This is a genomic window from Streptomyces sp. SudanB25_2051 (assembly GCF_964272635.1).
In the GTDB taxonomy this organism is placed as follows: domain Bacteria; phylum Actinomycetota; class Actinomycetes; order Streptomycetales; family Streptomycetaceae; genus Streptomyces.
In genome coordinates this window covers 3,951,361-3,972,063 of record NZ_OZ186787.1, presented here as the reverse complement: position 1 = coordinate 3,972,063, position 20,703 = coordinate 3,951,361, and the positions used below count along the sequence as shown (strand labels likewise).

The following is a 20,703-nucleotide window of genomic DNA, read 5'->3' as shown; positions in this document are numbered from 1 at the left end:
TCCCGCCCACCGCACCGGAGGGGAGCCCCTCATGTCCGCCACCCAGTCCCCCCGCACGAACCACGCGAACCGCGCCGCCCGCGCCGCCGGCCCCGCCGCGCCCGGGACCGCCACCACCGGGACCGGCACCACCGGGACCGCGAGCCCCGACGCCACGACCGCGAACGCCGAGCGCGCGAACGCCGTCGCCCACGCCGCCGCGCCCGACGCCGCCGCCTCGGTGACCACCGCCTCGGTGAGCACCGCCGCCTCCGCGAACGCCGAGCCCGACGCCGTCGGAGCCGTACGGGACGCCGCGCTGTGGACGGCGATGCTGATCCGCCAGTTCCCGGAGCTGCTCACCGAGCTCGCCCCGGCCGCGGGCGGCGCCGCGCGGTCCGCCGGCCGCTCCGCCCCCGTCCCGGGCCCGGCCGAGCAGGCCGCCCGCGCCGCCCGGCTGCGCGCCGAGCGGGAGGAGGCCCTGCTGAACGAGCAGCGGCACGGCCTGACCGTGCCCGGCCACACCGCGGCCCCCATCCGCCTGCACGTGTCCGACACGATCCGGGACATCACCGACGGCGTCACGGAGCTGGAGGAGGCCGTGTACGACCGGCTCGGCCTCGGACGGCCGCGCAGGGCCGACGTGCCGCGGCGGCTGATGCGCCTGACCGGACTGCTCGACCGGGTCGCCGCCGACACGACCCTGGCCCGGCACGTGCGGGACGAGGTGCGCCGGATGGCGCGGCGCTGCGCGCGGGCGCTCGGCGAGGTGGAGACGATGGTGCGGCTGCCGGGACGCTGCCCGGCCTGCGACTCGGTGTCGCTGCGGGCCTTCCCGGCGAGCCGGACCGTCGTGTGCGTCAACCCCGGTTGCCGCTGCGGGGTCGCGGGCTGCGACTGCGCGACCGACCCGGCGTTCCGGCACGTGTGGGCGGAGGACGCCTGGCGGGAGCTGGCCGACGCGGCCGGCGGGCTCGCCGAGATCGCCGTACGGATGGAGGAGGCCACGCCGGGCGACGCCGCCGGCGCGACGGCCCGTCAGAAGAGGGAGGACGCACGATGAACCGCACGACCGCCCCCGTCGGCCCGGCGCTCGTCACCGGGCACCTGGCCGCGCAGGAGGCCGGGGTCCTGCCGGCCACCATCCGCAAGTGGGTGCAGCTCGGGCGGCTGTCGCCGGCCGGCCGGCAGGGCCGCGCGCAGCTGTACCGGCTGGAGGACGTCTTCGCGGCGGAACGCTCGGCACGCGGCAGGTCCTGACCCGGTCCCGGCACGCGACCCGGGGGCCCACGGGCCCCCGGGGCACCGCCGGTTCGACCCGCCGGCCGCCACCCCTCGGCCGCCGGCCCACCGCCGGTCCCGCAGGGCGCCCCGCGCGGCCATCCGGCGCCCCGACACCCCACCCCGCACACACCGCCCCACACCCCGCCCGCCCGGCAGAACGCCGGGGCGGCCCTCCTCCACGAGGAGTGGCCGCCCCGGCGTTTCGGCGTTCGCGCGCCCGTCAGGCGCGGTCCGCGGGGTCGGGCCTGGCATGCAGCGGGAGAACGGGCGCGGGTACGGAGGCGGGCGCGGGCTGTTCACCGGTCATCGCGGCCACGGCCTCCTGCCAGCCGCTGGAGAAGCCGCGCAGTTCGGCGTCGCGCGTGAGCCGGGCGCCGACCTTGGCGATGACGGCGCTCAGCGCGCGCCCCACCCCTCCGGTGTACGTCCCGGCCTCGGCGCTCTCCGCCGCCACCTCGACCGCGGCGGCCGCGACATCGGCCAGTCGCTCCTGCGGGCTGGTCGTCATCGGCCCTCACCGCCCGCGGTCCGTCCGCTCCTCGTGCTCGTCTCCACGCCCCACACTCCTTACGCCCCGCTGGGGTGTTTCCGTACCTTCCGCGCTGCGCCTCGAAGACCCGTCCGTGCCCCATCCGATGTATTCGAATACATGTTCGGACTAGCGAGCGTAGCGCAGACGCGCGGACGAGGACGTGTACGGCGCCGCCGGGCGCGTACCGGAGGGCGTACCGAAGTTGGTTGCGACCGCCGGGACGCTCGATCACACTTGGAGCAGCGGCAGAGCTGCGCCCTCAACCAGGGCGGCGGACCTGCCGCTTCGTGTTTCTCCCCCGCGTACGCCGGGCGTGTCACGCGTCCCGTGCGCCCCTCCCGTACGCCTCGCGTACGTCTCTCGAAGGGAGCGTCCATGTGAGCCCTCTCGCCTTCCCCGACGTGGAACGACTCGTCGTCGACCACCTCAGGAACCGGCCGGAGCTGACCGGGGTCGTGGTCGACAACCGGCCGCCCGCCGGTTTCGACGGCACCCAGCAGGCGGTCCTCGTCTCCCGCGTCGGCGGCGCCTGGGTGGACGACCTCCACCTCGACCAGCCGCTGGTCGACCTGGAGGTCTACGGGCCGGACAAGACGACCGCGCACACGGTCGCCCTGACCGCCCGCGCCGCGCTGCTCGCCGCCACCGGCACGGTCTACGGCGGCGCTTCCGTCACCGAGGTGGCCGAGGCGGACGGGCCGCGCTGGCTGCCCGACTACAACCGGCCGGCGGCCAACCGCTACCTGTCGACGGTCCGGCTGTCGATCCGCCCGGCGTAGCAGCGCCGCCCCCGCACCACCCCGACGCGCGGCCCCGCCGCGCCCCTCGAACAGGCCCCGCCGCACCCGCGAGCGGGGCCTTCGCCATACGGCGAAGCACCACCGCACCACCTCTCACCTCATCGCTCTCCACGAAGGAGTCCCCATGCCCGCCAACAACGGCAACCAGATCCGCGTCGCCGGCACCGGCCGCATCCTCGTCGCCACCTCCGGGCTGACCACCAGCCCGGCCGCGCCGAAGCACACCGGCGACGAGTGGCCGGCCGGCTGGACGGAGCTGGGCTACACCAGCACGGACGGCATCAAGTTCAACAAGAAGGACAAGATCGACCCGGTCGACACCTGGCAGTCGGTGAGCCCGGCGCGGTTCATCTACTCCGACCGCGACCTGACCGTGAAGTTCCAGCTGATGCAGTTCAACAAGGACACGCTGCCGTTCTTCATGGGCGGCGGCTCGGTCAGCCCGGTCGCGATCACCGGCGTCACCGACACGTACTCGTACGCGATGAGCGCCGAGCCGCAGAAGGACGAGCGCCAGCTCGGCATCGAGTTCAAGGACGGCGCCGACGTCGTGTACCGGTTCGTCATCCCGCGCGGTCAGGTCACCGAGACCGAGGAGATCTCGCTGACCCGCACGGGCGCGCTGAAGCTCGGTGTCACCTTCACCGCGCTGGCCGCCGAGGGCAGCTCGACGCTCGCGACCTGGCTGATGAAGGACAAGTCGTACGCGTAAGGGCCTCGGCGCCCGTCCGGGCGTACGCGTGAGGGCATCGTCGCCCTTCAGGCGTGCGCTCAGGGGGCGGACGCCCACGCGGCGCCCGCCCCTCCCCCGCCGGTGCCCGGCGCGCGGTCCTCGTGGCCGCCGCGCCGGGCACCGGCCCCTTCTTCCGTCACCCCTTTTCCCGCTTCTCACCGACAGGAGCCCGCATGTCCTCCTTCAACGTCAACGCGGCCCGCGCCCAGCGCCTCGAAGCACTCGGCCGCGCCTGGAGCTTCGAGCTCGACGGCCAGACCTTCGAGCTGCCGACCGAGCTGACCCGCGCCACCGCCCGCAAGCTGCGCGACCTGGACGACAACGACGTCGACGGGCTCCTGCGGCTGCTGCTGGGCGAGCGGCAGTACGCGCGCTTCGACGAGCTGGAGGTCACGATGCAGGACATCGCGGCCATCCTGGAGGCGTACGGCAAGGAGACGGGGCTGGGCCTGGGGGAAGGCTGAGCCTCGGCGTGCTCGTCGAGGAGCACGCCGAGGCCCTGGAGGCCGACCTGCTGCGCCACTACGGCGTGGACCTGCTCGACTGGCACCGCGGCCGGCTCTCGTCGCGCCGGCTCGCGGTGCTGGTCCGGCACCTGCCGCGCGACAGCGCGCTCGCGCGCGAGGTGCACGGCGAGGCGGCGGACTGGACGGCGACGGACTACCTGCTGGCCACCGCGGTGGACCAACTGGCCGAGGCCAACTGGATGTTCGCCACCGTGCACCAGGACGAGGACGCCGAGCCCCTGGAGTACCCGAAGCCGCTGCCCCGCCCGTCGGGGCACCCCGAGGGCACCGACGCCTCCGAAGACGGTGACGCCCCGGCGGTCGCCAATCCGGGCCCCGAGGAACTCGGCCTCTTCTTCGCCTGACCGGCACACGCGGCCAGGTCACGGTCAGCGCCCGGCCGCCCAGCCGGCCCGGAGCGCCCACGTGATCACGCCGCACACCAGGGTGCACGAAGAGGCGCCGCGGACACGGGGGGGCACGACGACAGCGGGCCCCAGCACCAGGAGCCGGCCGAACCACGGTCCGAAGGACACGGTTCCCCCCTGAGGCCCGGGCCGTCGGGCGCGCCCGTCAGTGGATCACGTCCGCCTCGTAGAGCACGACCAGGACGAAGCCCACGACCATCAGGGCCTCCATCCCCAGCATCCACCAGAGGATCAGCCAGGCCTCCTGGCGGGCCGTCAGCTCACGTCGGCTGCGCACGAAGACCCGCGGAAAGGCCGGGTCGTACACCAGGACGGCCTCTTCACCCGGCGTTCCCCAGCTCCGCCCGCTCAGCCGGGAGCGGTAGTAGACGGTCTCACCGGTGGCGGTGGCGAATCGGAAGCTGGTGCTGCGCCGGCCCTCCGACACCGATACGTACCGGCATTCCCCCACGGCCTCGACGCCCCGCCGGAGCAGACGCCGCCTCAGCCACAGCGGATAGACACCGAACCACAGCAGGAACGGCAGCGGCACGAGCACCCACACCACGGCGACCCACATCAGGCTCGTCACGCGCAGATGGTCGCACGTGGCGGAGCGGGACCACAAGAGTCGCCGGCTCCAGGAAGGTGACCCGAGTTGGCAGCGAACAACACCCCCAGCAATTCATCAGGAAACAACGACACGGTTCTGCACTACTGGACGAAGTCCGAAGCAGACAAGGTCAAGCACAAACTCAACGGATTGAGCACCACGGTCGAGGGCCTGAAAATCGCCGTCGGTGTCGTCGGACTCGGTTTCACCCCGTTCAAGTTCGACGCGTCCGTACTCAAGGGCGACGAAAAGGGAATCGTCTTTCTCGGGCGGCAGCTGGTCACCTTCCCGTGGGCCAAGGACGAGGCAGAGCGCCAGGACAAGAAGCTGGCCCGGCTCGCCGACCGAGCCGAGCGGGCCAGTGACCGCGCGGCCCGGCTCAAGGAAGAGGCCGAGCGGCTGACCGCCCGCGTCAGGGCCAACACACCGGCCGACGCCCAGGGCCGAGTCGCCGAGAACCCCTTGGTGCAGTCCGCGCGAAGGCAGGCGGAGCAGGCGACCAAGGACGCCGAGAAAATGCTGCAGAAGGCACGGCGGCATTACGTCAAGACGCTGCAGACCGCCCAGAAGACCCGACACGAGGAAAAGGACGCGGAGAAGTCGAAGGAGGTCGCGGTCAAATCCCTCCACACGGTACGGACCAGCCTCAAGGAAACCCGGCAGCAGCTGGCCGGCCTCGAACGGCAGCTCGCCGGATGACCCACGCCGAAGACCACCCCACCAAGGCGGTCGATGAGGAGAAGAAGTGAGCCTGAACAGCGCATTCACCAAAGCCGCTGGAGGGGCGGGGCGATTCCGCTCGACCATGGACCAGGCACATGCCTCCCTGGGCCGTCTGCGGCAGTCGTCCAGCACCGCGTCCAGTGCCGTCGGCGCCATCAAGTCGTCCGCGGACCGCACGAGCACCGCCATGGGCAAGGTCAAGAGCGGCGCCGACAAGGCCGGTTCGGCCGTCGGCAAGCTGCGGACCTCCGCCACCAACGGCAACAGCGCACTCGGCCGGCTGCGCACCGGCCTCAACAACGCCAACACCTCGTTCGGCAGGGCCAAGAGCGGCACCGACAAGTTCAAGATCTCCCTCGACAAGCTCAAGGGCTCCGCCGACAAGGCGAAGAACGCCCTGCGCGACGTCAAGCGGCAGGCGGACGCCGTCGAGAAGTCCGTCGGCAAGGCCGGCAAGAACGCCGACAAGACCGGCAAGACGATGGGCGGCGGACTGTCCAAGGGCCTCAAGGGCGCGAGCCTCGCGCAGAAGGGGCTCAACCTGGCCATGGCGGCCAGCCCGTTCGGCCTCATCATGACCCTGCTGGCGCCGCTCATCGCCAAGTTCGTCAACGTCGACAAGATCGTCTCCGTCGTCTCCCGCGGCTTCAAGTCCGGCATGAAGGCCATCCAGAACGCCGTGTCCACCGCGATCAGGGTCATCACCCCGATCCTCCGCGGCATCGGCAACATCATGCTCGCCCCGTTCCGCGGCTTCGCCGGAGCGGTCAACACCATCATCGGCGCCCTCAACCGGTTCAAGGTGTCGATCCCGGGCTGGGTGCCGAAGTTCGGCGGCAGGAGCTTCTCGATCAACCTGCCGCAGATCCCCGTCCCGGCACTCGCCAAGGGCGGCATCGTCCAGCCCCGCGACGGCGGCACCCTCGCCCTCATCGGCGAGGCCGGCGAGCACGAGGCCGTCATCCCGCTCAGCAAGCTCGAGCGCATGATCGGCCCCGGCGGCGGCCGCGCCCAGATGGCCCGGCTCGCCGAAGCCGTCGAGCGCCTCGCCGAGCGGCCCGTCCACGTCCAGGTCGACGGCCAGACCATCGCCCGCGCCGTGATCGCCGGTCACCGGCAGCTCGCCCGCCGGTGAGAGCCGGCACCAAGGAAGGAGCCCCCCGATGACCCGCAACCTCTGGGTCGGCCTGCCCGGTCAGCTCCGGGAGATCAGCCAGGCCGCCACCGCCTTCGAACGCGGCGCGGACCTGGGCGTCACCCAGTTCACCTCGCTCGGCGGCCAGATCACCACCATCGCGCCCCGCCGCGCGCCCCGCAGGATCAAGCTCACCTTCGACCGGCTCAGCCGGGAGGACGCCGCGCACTTCGACCGCCTGGCCCGCCGCATCGACGGCCCGGGCCCCGTCGACGTGCTCGACCCGGTGAGCCGCAACCTGCTCGACCCGCTCCAGGCGGAGGGCCGCATCCCGGCCGGCAGCCCGTACAACTCCTGGTACACCTCCGTCAGCGGCAGCGGCAAGCTGGAGCCGTCCACCGCGCCGGGCGCCCTCCCGCACACCTACGTGTGGAAGCCGACGCAGACGACCGCCCAGCTCAGCTGGCACCGCAGGCCCCGCACCGGCTTCCCCGTCGCACCGGGCATGCGCGTCCGCTTCACGCTGCCCACCTCGTGGCGTACCGGCCCGTGCGCGACCCGCCTGCACTGGCGGGACGCCAACGGCACGTACCTGTCGTCGGCCGCCGACAACGGGCACACGCTCGTCGCGACCGTCCCGGCCGGCGCCGCGCTGGTCACCCCCTCGGGCGTCGCCGGCGAGGTCGGCACGTACGGGCTGGACGGCGCCGTCCTGACCATCGACGACGACCACGTGCCGACCGCCCCGGCGAACCTGCTGGGCGCCGACCAGGCCGCCGGCAAGGGCCCGCTCACCCAGTGGGCGGCGACCGGCGCCACCCTGTCCACCGACACGTCCGGGTACGCCGTGCTGGCGCTCGCCGCGTCCACCGCGGGCACGCTGACCTTCCTGAACGGTACGGAGAAGGGCCACGCCCTGCCCCCGGGCACCGGACAGGTCGGCATCGTCCTGCCGTCCGCCGTGCGCACCCGCGCCGAGAGCTGCACGCTCACCTTCCACGACGCGGCGGGCGCGCAGCTCGCGGCGGTCACCGGCTGGGCCCCGGCGGCCGTGCCGGCCGGCGCGACCCATGTGTCGGCGAGCGTGGCCTTCGCCTCGGCCACCACCGCGTTCCAGTCGCGGATCGGCCCGGCGAAGCTGCTCCACATCAACCCGGCGGTCCGCGAACTGCCCGGCGACGGCTGCCCGGTGATGTCCGTCGTCTCGTACACGGACACGCCCGGCCGGCCCCTGCCGTACCGGAACATCTCCATCGAACTGGCGGAGGTGACCAGTGCGAGCGTCTGACCAGAAGCTCACCGAGTCGCTCGAAGCGGGCTCCCGCGTCACCGCGCACACCACCCGCGTCGGCGGCCAGGACGTCACCGAGCAGGTCCAGTCCTGGCAGCTGGAGCGCAGCTACAGCACCGACCTGCCCGACGCCATGCGCGCGTTCTCCGGCAGCTCGGCGGCGCAGCTCCAGCTCCAGCTGTCCGGCACCGGCGGCACGTCCGCGCCCGCGCTGTACTCCCCGTGGGCGCCGCGCTCCACCGGCGACGCCGCCCGGCCGGGCCAGTCCGTGGTCCACTCGTACGGCACGGACGCGGGCACCCTGCCGGCGTTCCGGGGCAGCGTGCGCAACAGGTCCGCCTCGTCCGGCACGGACACCGTGCAGCTCACCGCCCTCGACGGGGCGGAGCGGCTGCACGGCCCGGCGGAGCTGCCCAAGCCGTACGCCGGGTTCTACTGGCGCCGCCCGGTGGCCACCGCCACCTGGTGCGTGGACGAGCTGCTGCGCCAGGCCGGACTGCACTCCTGCCCGCCGCCCCGGTACCCGGAGTTCAGCCCGACCGAGCCGCTCACCCTCGTGTACGCCTCCCTGCACGGCGGTTTCGCCGCCACGTACGGGCAGCCGGAGATCGTCCCGGACCCGCGGCACTACAGCTGGACGCGCGACGGCGCCCCGCACGAGATGGCGCTCGTGCCGCACGCCGCCGCTCCGGACACGGCCGCGATGACGGCCAGCTGGTTCCCGCGCAGCCGGGTCACCGTGCCCGGCAGCCGCCTGCTCGCCGAGGCGTGGGTGAACAACGCGGTCGGCTTCGGCTCGACCGTCGCCCTGGAGATGGACCTCAACCGCACCGGCACCAGCACGGGCCGGCTGCGGCTCGCCTTCGACTTCGCGGCCGGCAAGGTGTACATGCACTCCGGCACCCGCGAGGGCGGCGGCTGGTACTTCTCCTGGACGTTCACCGCGCTCAAGGAGCAGCGCGGGGTCTTCCACATCGGCGGGGTCTTCGACACGGTGTCGACCGGCACGTCCGTCCTGCCGACGGTCAAGCCGTACCTCGTCGCCCCGGACGGCACCCGCTACCACGGCACGGCGACGACCTTCGTGGACGCCTCCGCCCAGCAGCCGTCCTCCGAGCTGTACCAGCTGCGGCTGGTCACCCAGCTCGCCACCGAGGCCGTGCAGCTCACCAGCGGACTGCCCGCCCTGCCGACGCTCGACGAGTTCGACCAGCGGGGCCGCTGGACGAAGGAGGCGCGGCTGGACGACGCGATCCTGCCGCTCCACACCATTCCGCGGGTGAGCGGCTCCCAGTGGGAGGTGATCACGCAGATCGCCAAGGCGAGTATGTCCACCGCCGAGTTCGACGAGCGCGGCGTCTTCCAGTGGCGGAACTACACCCGCTTCGCGAAGGTGCCCACCGCGCCCGATCTCACCCTGACGTCCGTGCGCGACATCGCGTCGCTGACCGTCACGGAGGAGATCGATGCCTGCCGCAACTACTGCGTGCAGCCCTACAAGGACTGGTCGTCGGTGGCGGTCGCCGGCGGTACGACGTACAACGACACCGTCGTGCGGGAGGTCCCCGGCAACTCGTCGGTGACCCTCAAGTACGTCCTCGCCGACGAGGAGTTCGACGTCGGCCCGCCCAACGTGGACGACGACCAGAGCGTGGCGCCCGGCTTCTCGGTGCGCTTCGCCGCCGTCAACGCGGCCGGCGCCGCCGCGGTGAAGGGCGCGGTGGACATCCTCGCCCGCCGCGAGGAGGGCCATCTGGTCCTGCGGTTCACCAACCGCACCTCGCAGCGGCTGTACACGGTCAGCGAGGACGGCAAGCCGTCGGTGCACATCCAGACGCTGAAGCCGTCGAAGGACCCCGTCGAGCGGCAGGCCACCTCCTGGGCGTCGGGCAGCACCAGCGAGAAGTACTACGGACGGCAGGAGTACCACGCCGAGGCGTCCGACTGGGTCCAGGACTACCGGGCCGCGCAGGACCTCGCGAGCGCCATGCGGTCGGCCGGGCAGTACCCGGTGCCCGTGCTGGGCGAGGTCGAGGTGCTGTACGACCCGCGCATCCAGCTCGGCGACGTCGTACGGGTCGTGGACTCCAGCGGCGCCGCGCTCGACACATACGCCTGGGTCGTCGGCATCAAGACGCAGTCCAGCGGTCCCGGCACCGTCCAGCAGACCCTCACCCTGCGCGGCACCCGCACCAACGGGGTGCCCGCCGACAGCGGCCTCACCCCGGACACCCCGTCCGACCGGACCCCGCTGCCGACGGGCGCCGACTACGCGGACGTCCAGGCCGACTACCCGACGCTCGGCGACCTGACGGCGAGCCGCCTGACCTGGCGCGAGATCAAGGAGAGCGGACTGTGAGCGAGCCCGTCACCGAACCCGTACCGGTCGAGGAACCCATCGAGCTGGTCACGGACCCCGCGCATCCGGTGGAGGTCGTGGTGGAGGACCACTCCGCCACCCCGCCGCCCGACCCGGACCCCGCACCCGAACCGCCCGCGCCGGACGTCCCGGTGCCCGACACCGCCCCCGTCGTGCCCGTGTCCGGCGGCGGACAGGAGGAGATCGCATGACCACCCAGTACACGCCCCTGAGCGGGCTGCCCTACCCGCAGCCGAGCGACCCGGCCGACCTGCCGGCGCATCTGCAGTCCCTCGCCCAGACCCTCGACGGGCGGACCGTGCTGCGCTTCGCCACCACCGCCGAACGCGACTCCAAGCTCCCCACCCCGGTCGCCGGGATGGTCGCGTGGATCGCCTCGCCCGGGCGGCTGATGTACTACACGGGCTCCGCGTGGGCGCCGGTCGGCCCCGTCCCGGTGTTCCGGGTCAACGTCGACGGCGGCAGCACCACCAGCACGACGTACGTGGAGACCCTCACCGACGCGGGCGGCGACCCGATGAACGCCACGTTCACCGTGCCGGCCTCCGGGCAGGTCATCATCAGCGTCGGCTGCTACATGCACTCCTCGGCCACCGTCGGCAGCTACATGTCGGCGAACATCCGCAACGCGTCCGGCACCGTCGTCGTCGCCGCGCACGACGACCGGGCCGCGCTGGTCAACACCCCGAACCGGGCGTCGGTGTCGACGCAGTTCCTGGTCAGCGGCCTGGCCGTGGGCACCACCCACACGGCGACCCCCGCCTACCGCTCGGGCGCCACCACCAACACGGCCAACTTCGACACCCGCTACATCCGCATCGACCCGGTCATGTGACCCCGGCCGCCCTGCGGGACCCGCCCCCCTTCGCCCCGGGGTCCCGCGAGGCCGCCCTCCCCCGCGCCCGGCCCGTCCGCGCACCCCTCCCCTCCGCGCGGCGGGCCGGGCGCACCCACCCCACGACGAGGAGACCCACCGATGGCTGTCCCCCTCTCCCCCGACCGGCTCCTCGCCGCCCTGCGCGCCGAGGGAGTACGCGTCGTCGAACACCCGGGCTGGCGCACCCACCACCGCAACCACGCCGGCGCCTGGGGCCCGGTCAGCGGCGTGATGATCCACCACACCGTCACCAGCGGCACCGCCGCCTCCGTCGAGCTGTGCTTCAACGGCTACGACGGCCTCCCCGGACCGCTCTGCCACGGCGTCATCGCCAAGGACGGCACCGTCCACCTCGTCGGCGGCGGCCGCGCCAACCACGCGGGCGGCGGCGACCCGTCCGTACTGCAGGCCGTGGTCACCGAGACGTACGGGGCACGGCCGCCCGTCCCGCGCGTCCACCAGGGCAGCCCGGGCGCCGTCGACGGCAACGCCCGCTTCTACGGCTTCGAGTGCGTCAACCTGGGCAACGGATCCGACCCGTGGCCGGCCGCCCAGCTCGACGCGATCGAACGCGCCGGCGCCGCGCTGTGCCGGGCGCACGGCTGGGGCGCCAAGTCCGTGATCGGCCACCTGGAGTGGTCCGACCACAAGAGCGACCCGCGCGGCTTCGCGATGTCCGGGATGCGCGAGCGGATCGGGCGCCGGCTCGGCGCGCCGCCCTCCGGCGCGAAGCCCGCCGCCCCGAAGCCCGCCACGCCCCGCTACCAGCCCTTCCCCGGCACGGCGTTCTTCCGGTCCCACCCCAGCTCGCCGATCATCACCGCGATGGGCCGCCGGCTGGTCGCCGAGGGCTGCGGCCGCTACCAGGTGGGCCCCGGCCCCCGCTGGTCGGAGGCCGACCGGAAGTCGTACGCGGCCTGGCAGCGCAAGCTCGGCTTCACCGGCTCCGACGCCGACGGCTGGCCGGGCGCCGCCTCCTGGAACGTGCTGAAGGTCCCGTACACCGCGTAACCCGCGCACCGCGTCCCGCACGCGCCGCGTACCGCACGCACCCTGTTAGGAGCACCACCCATGTCCGACGCCGCCAAGCGCACGGCCCGTACCGTCCTCCAGACCGCAGTCGGCATCGCCGTCGTGCTGCCCGCGATCACCGATGCCGCCGGCGTCCCGGCCACCCTGCCCTGGGTCGCCGCGGCGCTGGCCGTCGCGGGCGGCCTCACCCGGGTCATGGCCCTGGACGCCGTCCAGCGGCTCCTCCCGGCCTGGCTGCGCACCACTCCGGGGGGTGCCGATGATCGATTCTGACCAGCCGAGCGACCCGGTCACGGTCGCGGTCGAGCTGGAGCGGATGCGCGGCACGCTGGAGGCCGGGTTCGCCCGCGTCGACGGGTCGCTCGCGCTGCTGGTCCAGCGCAGCGACCAGACCGACAAGCAGCTCGCCGACATGGAGTCCCGCATCGACGCCCTGGAGCGCGCCCGCTGGCCGCTGACCAGCATCGCCGCGCTCACCGCCAGCGCCGGGCTGCTGGCCACCCTCTGGCAGCTCGCCGCCCGCTGACCGGCCCGGTGCCGGCCCCCCGGATACGCCGAAGGGCGGCCACCCCGCACGGGGGTGGCCGCCCTTCGGTTCAGGCGACTCGCTTACTGGTTGTACGGACCGTAGTCGTAGTCCTCCAGCGGAACGGCCTGGCCGGAGCCCGTGCCGAACGGCGAGTAGTCGATGTCGTCGTAGCCGACGGCCGAGTACATCGCGGCCTTGGCCTCCTCGGTCGGCTCGACCCGGATGTTGCGGTAGCGGGACAGACCCGTACCGGCCGGGATGAGCTTACCGATGATGACGTTCTCCTTGAGGCCGATCAGGGAGTCGGACTTGGCGTTGATCGCCGCGTCCGTCAGGACCCTGGTCGTCTCCTGGAAGGAGGCCGCGGACAGCCACGACTCCGTCGCCAGCGACGCCTTGGTGATACCCATCAGCTGCGGACGGCCGGAGGCCGGGTGGCCGCCTTCCTGGACCACGCGACGGTTCTCCTGCTCGAAGCGCGAGCGCTCCACGAGCTCGCCCGGCAGCAGCTCGGCGTCACCGGACTCGATGATCGTCACACGGCGCAGCATCTGCCGGATGATGATCTCGATGTGCTTGTCGTGGATCGACACACCCTGCGAGTTGTAGACCTTCTGCACCTCGCCGACCAGGTGGACCTGAACGGCCCGCTGGCCGAGGATGCGCAGCACGTCGTGCGGGTTCTCGGTACCCACGGTGAGCTTCTGGCCCACCTCGACGTGGTCGCCCTCGCCGACCAGGACACGGGCGCGCTTCGAGATCGGGTACGCCGTCTCGTCGCTGCCGTCGTCCGGCGTGATGACGATCTTCTTGGTCTTCTCGGTCTCCTCGATCCGCACGCGGCCGGAGGCCTCGGCGATCGGCGCCATACCCTTCGGGGAACGGGCCTCGAAGAGCTCGACGACACGCGGCAGACCCTGGGTGATGTCGTCACCGGCCACACCACCGGTGTGGAAGGTACGCATCGTCAGCTGGGTACCGGGCTCACCGATGGACTGGGCGGCGATGATGCCGACCGCCTCACCGATGTCGACCAGCTTGCCGGTGGCGAGCGAACGGCCGTAGCAGTACGCACACGTGCCGACCGCGGACTCGCAGGTGAGGACCGAGCGGGTCTTGACCTGCTCGACACCCGCCGCGATGAGCTGGTCGATGAGCACGTCGCCCAGGTCGACGTTGGCCGGCGCGATGACCTTGCCGTCCACCACGACGTCCTCGGCGAGCATCCGCGCGTACACGGACGTCTCGACGTCGTCCGCCTTGCGCAGGACACCGGCCTCGTCGCGCACGCCGATCCGCAGCTTCAGACCGCGGTCGGTGCCGCAGTCCTCCTCGCGGATGATCACGTCCTGCGAGACGTCCACCAGACGACGGGTCAGGTAACCCGAGTCGGCGGTACGCAGGGCGGTGTCGGCCAGACCCTTACGGGCACCGTGCGTGGAGATGAAGTACTCCAGCACGGACAGACCCTCACGGAAGGACGCCTTGATGGGACGCGGGATCGTCTCGTTCTTGGCGTTCGACACCAGACCGCGCATACCCGCGATCTGGCGCATCTGCATCATGTTTCCTCGGGCACCCGAGTTCACCATCATGAAGATGGGGTTGGTCTTCGGGAAGTTCTCGTTCATGGCCTCGGCGACCTCGTTGGTCGCCTTGGTCCAGATCGCGATGAGCTCCTGGGTGCGCTCGTCCTTGGTGATCAGACCGCGCTCGTACTGCTTCTGGACCTTCTCGTCCTGGGCCTCGTAGCCGCGGACGATCTCCTTCTTCGCCTCCGGGACGACGACGTCCGAGATGGCGACGGTGACGCCGGAGCGGGTGGCCCAGTAGAAGCCGGCCGCCTTCAGGTTGTCGAGCGTCGCCGCCACGATGACCTTCGGGTAGCGCTCGGCGAGGTCGTTGACGATCTCGGAGAGCTGCTTCTTGCCGACCGTGTAGTCCACGAACGGGTAGTCCTCGGGCAGCAGCTCGTTGAAGAGCGCGCGGCCCAGGGTCGTCCGCAGGCGGAAGCTGTCGCCCGGCTGCCAGTCGGTCTCGCCGTCCTCGTTGACCGGCGGGGTCCAGCCGCGGGGCGGGACGGAACCGATCGGGAAGCGGATATCGACCTTCGCCTGGAGCGAGAGCTCCCGGGCGTCGAAGGCCATGATCGCCTCGGCGGTGGAGTTGAAGGCGCGGCCCTCACCCTTGACCTCGCGCTCCTCCTCGTCCGTGGTGAGGAAGAAGAGGCCGAGCACCATGTCCTGGGTCGGCATGGTGACCGGACGGCCGTCGGCCGGCTTGAGGATGTTGTTCGAGGAGAGCATCAGGATGCGCGCCTCGGCCTGCGCCTCCGCGGAGAGCGGCAGGTGGACGGCCATCTGGTCACCGTCGAAGTCCGCGTTGAACGCGGTGCAGACGAGCGGGTGGATCTGGATGGCCTTGCCCTCGACCAGCTGCGGCTCGAAGGCCTGGATGCCGAGGCGGTGCAGCGTGGGCGCGCGGTTCAGCAGAACCGGGTGCTCGGCGATGACCTCTTCCAGCACGTCGTACACGACCGTGCGGCCGCGCTCGACCATGCGCTTGGCCGACTTGATGTTCTGCGCGTGGTTCAGGTCGACCAGGCGCTTCATCACGAACGGCTTGAAGAGCTCCAGCGCCATGGCCTTGGGCAGACCGCACTGGTGCAGCTTGAGCTGCGGACCGACGACGATCACGGAACGCGCGGAGTAGTCCACGCGCTTGCCGAGCAGGTTCTGACGGAATCGACCCTGCTTGCCCTTCAGCATGTCGCTGAGGGACTTCAGCGGACGGTTGCCGGGACCCGTGACCGGGCGGCCGCGGCGGCCGTTGTCGAAGAGCGCGTCGACGGCCTCCTGGAGCATGCGCTTCTCGTTGTTCACGATGATCTCGGGCGCGCCGAGGTCGAGAAGCCGCTTCAGGCGGTTGTTGCGGTTGATGACGCGGCGGTACAGGTCGTTCAGGTCGGAGGTCGCGAAGCGGCCACCGTCCAGCTGCACCATCGGACGCAGGTCCGGCGGGATCACCGGGACGCAGTCCAGCACCATGCCCTTGGGGCTGTTGCTGGTCTGGAGGAAGGCGGAGACGACCTTGAGGCGCTTGAGCGCGCGGGTCTTCTTCTGGCCCTTGCCCGTGCGGATGATCTCGCGGAGCTTCTCGGCCTCCTCCTCCAGGTCGAAGGACTCCAGGCGCTTCTGCAGCGCGGCGGCGCCCATCGAGCCGTCGAAGTACGTGCCGAAGCGGTCGCGCAGCTCGCGGTAGAGCAGCTCGTCGCCCTCGAGGTCCTGGACCTTGAGGTTCTTGAAGCGGCTCCACACCTCGTCGAGGCGGTCGATCTCGCGCTGGGCGCGGTCGCGCAGCTGCTTCATCTCGCGCTCGGCGCCCTCGCGGACCTTGCGGCGCACGTCGGCCTTGGCGCCCTCGGCCTCCAGCTCGGCCAGGTCGGTCTCGAGCTTCTTGGCGCGGGCCTCCAGGTCGGCGTCGCGGCGCTGCTCGATCTGCTGGCGCTCGACGGAGACGTGGGCCTCCAGCGACGGCAGGTCGCGCTGGCGGCGCTCCTCGTCGACGTACGTGATCATGTACGCCGCGAAGTAGATGACCTTCTCCAGGTCCTTCGGGGCGAGGTCCAGCAGGTAGCCGAGCCGGGACGGGACGCCCTTGAAGTACCAGATGTGGGTGACGGGGGCGGCGAGCTCGATGTGGCCCATCCGCTCGCGGCGCACCTTGGCGCGGGTGACCTCGACGCCACACCGCTCACAGATGATGCCCTTGAAGCGGACGCGCTTGTACTTGCCGCAGTAGCACTCCCAGTCCCGCGTCGGACCGAAGATCTTCTCGCAGAAGAGTCCGTCCTTTTCGGGCTTCAGGGTGCGGTAGTTGATGGTCTCCGGCTTCTTGACCTCGCCGTGGGACCACTGCCGGATGTCGTCCGCGGTGGCCAGGCCGATCCGCAGCTCGTCGAAGAAGTTGACGTCGAGCACTATGCGTCAATCCCTCTCAGGGTTCGTGTCAATCAATGGTCTGTACGGGTCGCTGGGAGGCCGGCCGGACCTCGCGGGGTCCGGCCGGCCGACCCGTCAGACCTCTTCGACGCTGCTCGGCTCGCGCCGGGACAGGTCGATGCCGAGCTCCTCCGCAGCGCGGAAGACGTCCTCGTCGGTGTCGCGCATCTCGATGGACATGCCGTCCGAGGACAGCACCTCCACGTTGAGGCACAGGGACTGCATCTCCTTGATGAGCACCTTGAAGGACTCCGGGATGCCGGGCTCCGGGATGTTCTCGCCCTTGACGATGGCCTCGTAGACCTTCACGCGGCCGGTGACATCGTCGGACTTGATGGTCAGGAGCTCCTGGAGGGCGTACGCGGCGCCGTAAGCCTCCAGCGCCCACACCTCCATCTCACCGAAGCGCTGGCCACCGAACTGAGCCTTACCACCCAGCGGCTGCTGGGTGATCATCGAGTACGGACCGGTCGAGCGGGCGTGCAGCTTGTCGTCGACCAGGTGGTGGAGCTTGAGGATGTACATGTACCCGACCGAGATCGGGTCCGGGAACGGCTCGCCGGAGCGGCCGTCGAACAGGCGCGCCTTGCCGGACGGCAGCATCAGGCGGTCGCCGTCGCGGTTGGGGAGGGTGTGCTCCAGCAGGCCGGCCAGCTCGTCCTCGCGGGCACCGTCGAAGACCGGGGTCGCGACGTTGGTGCGGGGCTCGACACGGTCGGCGCCGATGGACTGGAGCCGCTTGGCCCAGTCGTCGGCGAGCCCGGAGACGTCCCAGCCCTGGCTGGCGAGCCAGCCGAGGTGGATCTCCAGGACCTGTCCCGGGTTCATTCGGGACGGCACACCGAGCGGGTTGAGAATGATGTCGACCGGGGTGCCGTCCTCCAGGAACGGCATGTCCTCGATCGGCAGGATCTTGGAGATGACACCCTTGTTGCCGTGGCGGCCGGCGAGCTTGTCACCGTCGGTGATCTTGCGCTTCTGCGCCACGTAGACGCGGACCAGCTGGTTCACGCCCGGGGGCAGCTCGTCGCCCTCCTCGCGGTCGAAGACGCGCACGCCGATGACCTTGCCGGTCTCGCCGTGCGGCACCTTCAGCGAGGTGTCACGGACCTCACGGGCCTTCTCACCGAAGATCGCGCGGAGCAGGCGCTCCTCCGGCGTCAGCTCGGTCTCACCCTTCGGGGTGACCTTGCCGACCAGGATGTCGCCGGCGACGACCTCGGCACCGATGCGGATGATGCCGCGCTCGTCGAGGTCGGCGAGGACCTCCTCGGAGACGTTCGGGATGTCCCGGGTGATCTCCTCGGGGCCCAGCTTGGTGTCACGGGCGTCGACCTCGTGCTCCTCGATGTGGATCGAGGAGAGGACGTCGTCCTGGACGAGGCGCTGCGACAGGATGATCGCGTCCTCGTAGTTGTGGCCCTCCCACGGCATGAACGCCACGAGGAGGTTCTTGCCGAGCGCCATCTCGCCGTTCTCGGTGGCCGGGCCGTCGGCCAGGACCTGGCCCTCGATGACCCGGTCGCCCTCGGCGACGACGACCTTCTGGTTGACCGAGGTGCCCTGGTTGGAGCGGGCGAACTTGGCCAGGCGGTACGTGATGTACGTGCCGTCGTCGTTGGCGACGGTGATGTAGTCCGCGGAGAGCTCCTGGACCACACCGTCCTTCTCGGCCTTGACCACGTCACCGGCGTCGACGGCGGAGCGGTACTCCATGCCGGTGCCGACGAGCGGGGCCTCGGACTTAATCAGGGGCACGGCCTGGCGCATCATGTTCGCGCCCATGAGGGCGCGGTTGGCGTCGTCGTGCTCGAGGAACGGGATCATGGCGGTCGCGACCGACACCATCTGGCGCGGCGAGACGTCCATGTAGTCCACGTCGTCACCGGCGACGTAGTCGACCTCGCCGCCGCGGCGGCGCACGAGGACGCGGTTCTCGGCGAAGCGCATGTCCTCGGTCAGGCCGGCGTTGGCCTGGGCGATGACGAAGCGGTCCTCCTCGTCGGCGGTCAGGTAGTGCACCTCGTCGGTGACCTGGCCGTCGACGACCTTGCGGTACGGCGTCTCGACGAAGCCGAACGCGTTGACGCGGCCGTACGAGGCGAGCGAACCGATCAGACCGATGTTCGGGCCTTCGGGGGTCTCGATCGGGCACATGCGTCCGTAGTGGGACGGGTGCACGTCTCGGACCTCGAAGCCGGCCCGCTCACGGGACAGACCACCCGGGCCGAGCGCGGACAGACGACGCTTGTGCGTCAGCCCGGACAGCGGGTTGTTCTGGTCCATGAACTGCGACAGCTGGCTGGTGCCGAAGAACTCCTTGATGGAGGCGACGACCGGCCGGATGTTGATCAGGGTCTGCGGCGTGATCGCCTCGACGTCCTGGGTCGTCATGCGCTCGCGCACGACGCGCTCCATCCGGGCCAGACCCGTGCGGACCTGGTTCTGGATGAGCTCGCCGACGTTGCGCAGACGGCGGTTGCCGAAGTGGTCGATGTCGTCCGTCTCGACCACGATGGTCGAGCCGTTCTCCCCGACGGTCTCGGTCTCGCCGGCGTGCAGCTTCACCAGGTACTTGATCGTCGCGATGATGTCGTCGACGGTCAGGACGCCGGCGTCGAGCGGCTCGTCGGCACCGAGCTTCTTGTTGACCTTGTAGCGGCCGACCTTGGCCAGGTCGTAGCGCTTGGGGTTGAAGTAGAGGTTCTCAAGCAGCGTCTGCGCGGCCTCACGCGTCGGGGGCTCGCCCGGACGGAGCTTGCGGTAGATGTCGAGCAGCGCGTCGTCCTGGCCCTGGGTGTGGTCCTTCTCCAGGGTGGCGCGCATGGACTCGTACTCGCCGAACTCCTGCAGGATCTGCTCGGTGGTCCAGCCGAGCGCCTTGAGGAGGACGGTCACGGACTGCTTGCGCTTGCGGTCGATGCGGACACCGACCATGTCGCGCTTGTCGATCTCCATCTCCAGCCAGGCACCCCGGGAGGGGATGATCTTGGCGGAGAAGATGTCCTTGTCGGACGTCTTGTCGATGGACGAGTCGAAGTACACACCCGGCGAGCGGACGAGCTGCGACACCACGACACGCTCGGTGCCGTTGATGACGAAGGTGCCCTTGTTCGTCATGAGCGGGAAGTCGCCCATGAAGACGGTCTGGGACTTGATCTCGCCGGTCTCGTTGTTGGTGAACTCGGCCGTGACGAAGAGCGGCGCGGCGTACGTGAAGTCGCGCTCCTTGCACTCGTCGATGGAGTTCTTCGGGGGCTCGAAGCGGTGGTCGCGGAAGGTCAGCGACATCGACCCGGAGAAGTCCTCGATCGGCGAGATCTCCTCGAAGATCTCTTCCAGACCGGACTTGGTGGGGACGTCCTGTCCGTTCTCGAGAGCCGCCTCGACACGAGCCTTCCACGCGGCATTGCCGAGCAGCCAGTCAAAGCTCTCGGTCTGCAGCGCGAGGAGGTTCGGAACCTCGAGGGGCTCCTTGATCTTTGCAAAGGAGATGCGCAGCGGGGCGGTGCTTGCGCCGTTGTTCGTATTCGCGGTCGAGGCGTTGCGCGAGGCGGCCAAGAGGGGGTCCTTCCGAGGGCTCGGACTCACTACGCGCGTACCGGTCCCAAGCCGAGCAAGGAGACCCGAAATCCCAGGTCAGGGCATTCGGTCAACGGTGCTCTCGCAAGGGGATGCCCCTGGTGACGGGCAGGGAGCAGCTAACAGGCAGCGCAAAGGGTCAGTGTAGCCACTTGGCCCACTGATGTCCAGGGCGAGTAATTCGCGACCCTCGTTGTTCTCATCTCCGCGGCACCTCGCGCCTCGGCGCACATCGATACTGCCCGTTCGGTCGTCGATCCATGCCTCGGATACGGATCGTGTGACGACGCGTCCTGAGA

The 20,703-nt window shown here is 70.9% G+C and carries 19 protein-coding genes; 15 read left to right on the top strand and 4 right to left on the bottom strand.

From position 1 onward, the window contains the following. Positions 1–31: 31 nt before the first annotated feature. The gene (locus ACSUPT_RS17910) at positions 32–1,042 is read left to right on the top strand and encodes a hypothetical protein (protein ID WP_436944932.1); all 1,011 of its coding nucleotides are present in this window, start codon (positions 32–34) and stop codon (positions 1,040–1,042) included. Continuing rightward, positions 1,039–1,239, top strand: a complete 201-nt coding sequence (locus tag ACSUPT_RS17905; RefSeq protein ID WP_351963304.1) for a hypothetical protein — start codon at positions 1,039–1,041, stop codon at positions 1,237–1,239. Before ACSUPT_RS17910 ends, ACSUPT_RS17905 begins: the two co-directional genes overlap by 4 nt. A 244-nt stretch (positions 1,240–1,483) precedes the next feature. Here the strand turns inward: ACSUPT_RS17905 and ACSUPT_RS17900 are convergent, their stop codons facing one another. Beyond that, on the bottom strand, positions 1,484–1,771 hold the full coding sequence (locus ACSUPT_RS17900) for a hypothetical protein (RefSeq protein ID WP_351963303.1): 288 nt from the start codon (positions 1,769–1,771) through the stop codon (positions 1,484–1,486). Between the two features lie 401 nt (positions 1,772–2,172). Between ACSUPT_RS17900 and ACSUPT_RS17895 the strand changes: the two genes are divergently transcribed. The 4 genes from ACSUPT_RS17895 (at position 2,173) to ACSUPT_RS17880 (ending at position 4,199) form a co-directional block, all read left to right on the top strand. Beyond that, a complete protein-coding gene (locus tag ACSUPT_RS17895) occupies positions 2,173–2,574 on the top strand; it encodes a hypothetical protein (RefSeq protein ID WP_351963302.1) in 402 nt (133 codons plus the stop codon). Positions 2,575–2,719: 145 nt separating this feature from the next. Further along, positions 2,720–3,307, top strand: a complete 588-nt coding sequence (locus ACSUPT_RS17890; RefSeq protein ID WP_351963301.1) for a phage tail protein — start codon at positions 2,720–2,722, stop codon at positions 3,305–3,307. 194 nt (positions 3,308–3,501) lie between these two features. Further along, positions 3,502–3,792 carry a hypothetical protein gene (locus tag ACSUPT_RS17885; RefSeq protein ID WP_351963300.1) on the top strand — a complete coding sequence of 97 codons (291 nt, stop codon included), beginning with the start codon at positions 3,502–3,504 and terminating at the stop codon, positions 3,790–3,792. Between the two features lie 65 nt (positions 3,793–3,857). After that, on the top strand, positions 3,858–4,199 hold the full coding sequence (locus tag ACSUPT_RS17880; RefSeq protein WP_436946229.1) for a hypothetical protein: 342 nt from the start codon (positions 3,858–3,860) through the stop codon (positions 4,197–4,199). Positions 4,200–4,407: 208 nt separating this feature from the next. Here the strand turns inward: ACSUPT_RS17880 and ACSUPT_RS17875 are convergent, their stop codons facing one another. Continuing rightward, positions 4,408–4,833, bottom strand: a complete 426-nt coding sequence (locus ACSUPT_RS17875) for a hypothetical protein (protein ID WP_436944930.1) — start codon at positions 4,831–4,833, stop codon at positions 4,408–4,410. 66 nt (positions 4,834–4,899) lie between these two features. On the opposite strand from ACSUPT_RS17875, the gene ACSUPT_RS17870 reads away from it, so the two are divergent. The 9 genes from ACSUPT_RS17870 to ACSUPT_RS17830 all read left to right on the top strand — a co-directional run bounded on the left by ACSUPT_RS17870 (position 4,900) and on the right by ACSUPT_RS17830 (position 12,818). After that, positions 4,900–5,553: a hypothetical protein gene (locus tag ACSUPT_RS17870; protein WP_351963298.1), complete on the top strand. Its 654-nt coding sequence runs from the start codon at positions 4,900–4,902 to the stop codon at positions 5,551–5,553. Positions 5,554–5,659: 106 nt separating this feature from the next. After that, positions 5,660–6,712, top strand: a complete 1,053-nt coding sequence (locus ACSUPT_RS17865; RefSeq protein ID WP_436944928.1) for a hypothetical protein — start codon at positions 5,660–5,662, stop codon at positions 6,710–6,712. A gap of 28 nt (positions 6,713–6,740) precedes the next feature. Further along, positions 6,741–8,000 carry a hypothetical protein gene (locus tag ACSUPT_RS17860; protein ID WP_399217032.1) on the top strand — a complete coding sequence of 420 codons (1,260 nt, stop codon included), beginning with the start codon at positions 6,741–6,743 and terminating at the stop codon, positions 7,998–8,000. Further along, positions 7,987–10,362, top strand: a complete 2,376-nt coding sequence (locus ACSUPT_RS17855; protein ID WP_351963295.1) for a hypothetical protein — start codon at positions 7,987–7,989, stop codon at positions 10,360–10,362. Before ACSUPT_RS17860 ends, ACSUPT_RS17855 begins: the two co-directional genes overlap by 14 nt. Beyond that, entirely contained in the window at positions 10,359–10,574 is a 216-nt protein-coding gene (locus ACSUPT_RS17850) for a hypothetical protein (RefSeq protein WP_351963294.1), read from the top strand. The genes ACSUPT_RS17855 and ACSUPT_RS17850 overlap by 4 nt, the downstream gene beginning before the upstream one ends. Continuing rightward, positions 10,571–11,218 (top strand): hypothetical protein, encoded by a 648-nt coding sequence (locus ACSUPT_RS17845; protein WP_351963293.1) that lies wholly within the window; start codon positions 10,571–10,573, stop codon positions 11,216–11,218. The genes ACSUPT_RS17850 and ACSUPT_RS17845 overlap by 4 nt, the downstream gene beginning before the upstream one ends. Positions 11,219–11,359: 141 nt before the next feature. Next, positions 11,360–12,271 (top strand): peptidoglycan-binding protein, encoded by a 912-nt coding sequence (locus ACSUPT_RS17840; RefSeq protein ID WP_436944925.1) that lies wholly within the window; start codon positions 11,360–11,362, stop codon positions 12,269–12,271. A 60-nt stretch (positions 12,272–12,331) separates the two neighbouring features. Next, the gene (locus tag ACSUPT_RS17835) at positions 12,332–12,565 is read left to right on the top strand and encodes a hypothetical protein (protein WP_351963291.1); all 234 of its coding nucleotides are present in this window, start codon (positions 12,332–12,334) and stop codon (positions 12,563–12,565) included. Continuing rightward, complete coding sequence (locus ACSUPT_RS17830; protein ID WP_351963290.1) at positions 12,552–12,818, top strand: hypothetical protein; 267 nt, start codon at positions 12,552–12,554, stop codon at positions 12,816–12,818. The genes ACSUPT_RS17835 and ACSUPT_RS17830 overlap by 14 nt, the downstream gene beginning before the upstream one ends. A gap of 83 nt (positions 12,819–12,901) precedes the next feature. Here ACSUPT_RS17830 and ACSUPT_RS17825 read toward each other — a convergent pair whose 3' ends face one another. Next, positions 12,902–16,801 (bottom strand): DNA-directed RNA polymerase subunit beta', encoded by a 3,900-nt coding sequence (locus tag ACSUPT_RS17825; protein WP_351963289.1) that lies wholly within the window; start codon positions 16,799–16,801, stop codon positions 12,902–12,904. A gap of 96 nt (positions 16,802–16,897) precedes the next feature. Continuing rightward, the gene (gene rpoB, locus ACSUPT_RS17820) at positions 16,898–20,383 is read right to left on the bottom strand and encodes a DNA-directed RNA polymerase subunit beta (RefSeq protein WP_351963288.1); all 3,486 of its coding nucleotides are present in this window, start codon (positions 20,381–20,383) and stop codon (positions 16,898–16,900) included. Positions 20,384–20,703: the final 320 nt, after the last annotated feature.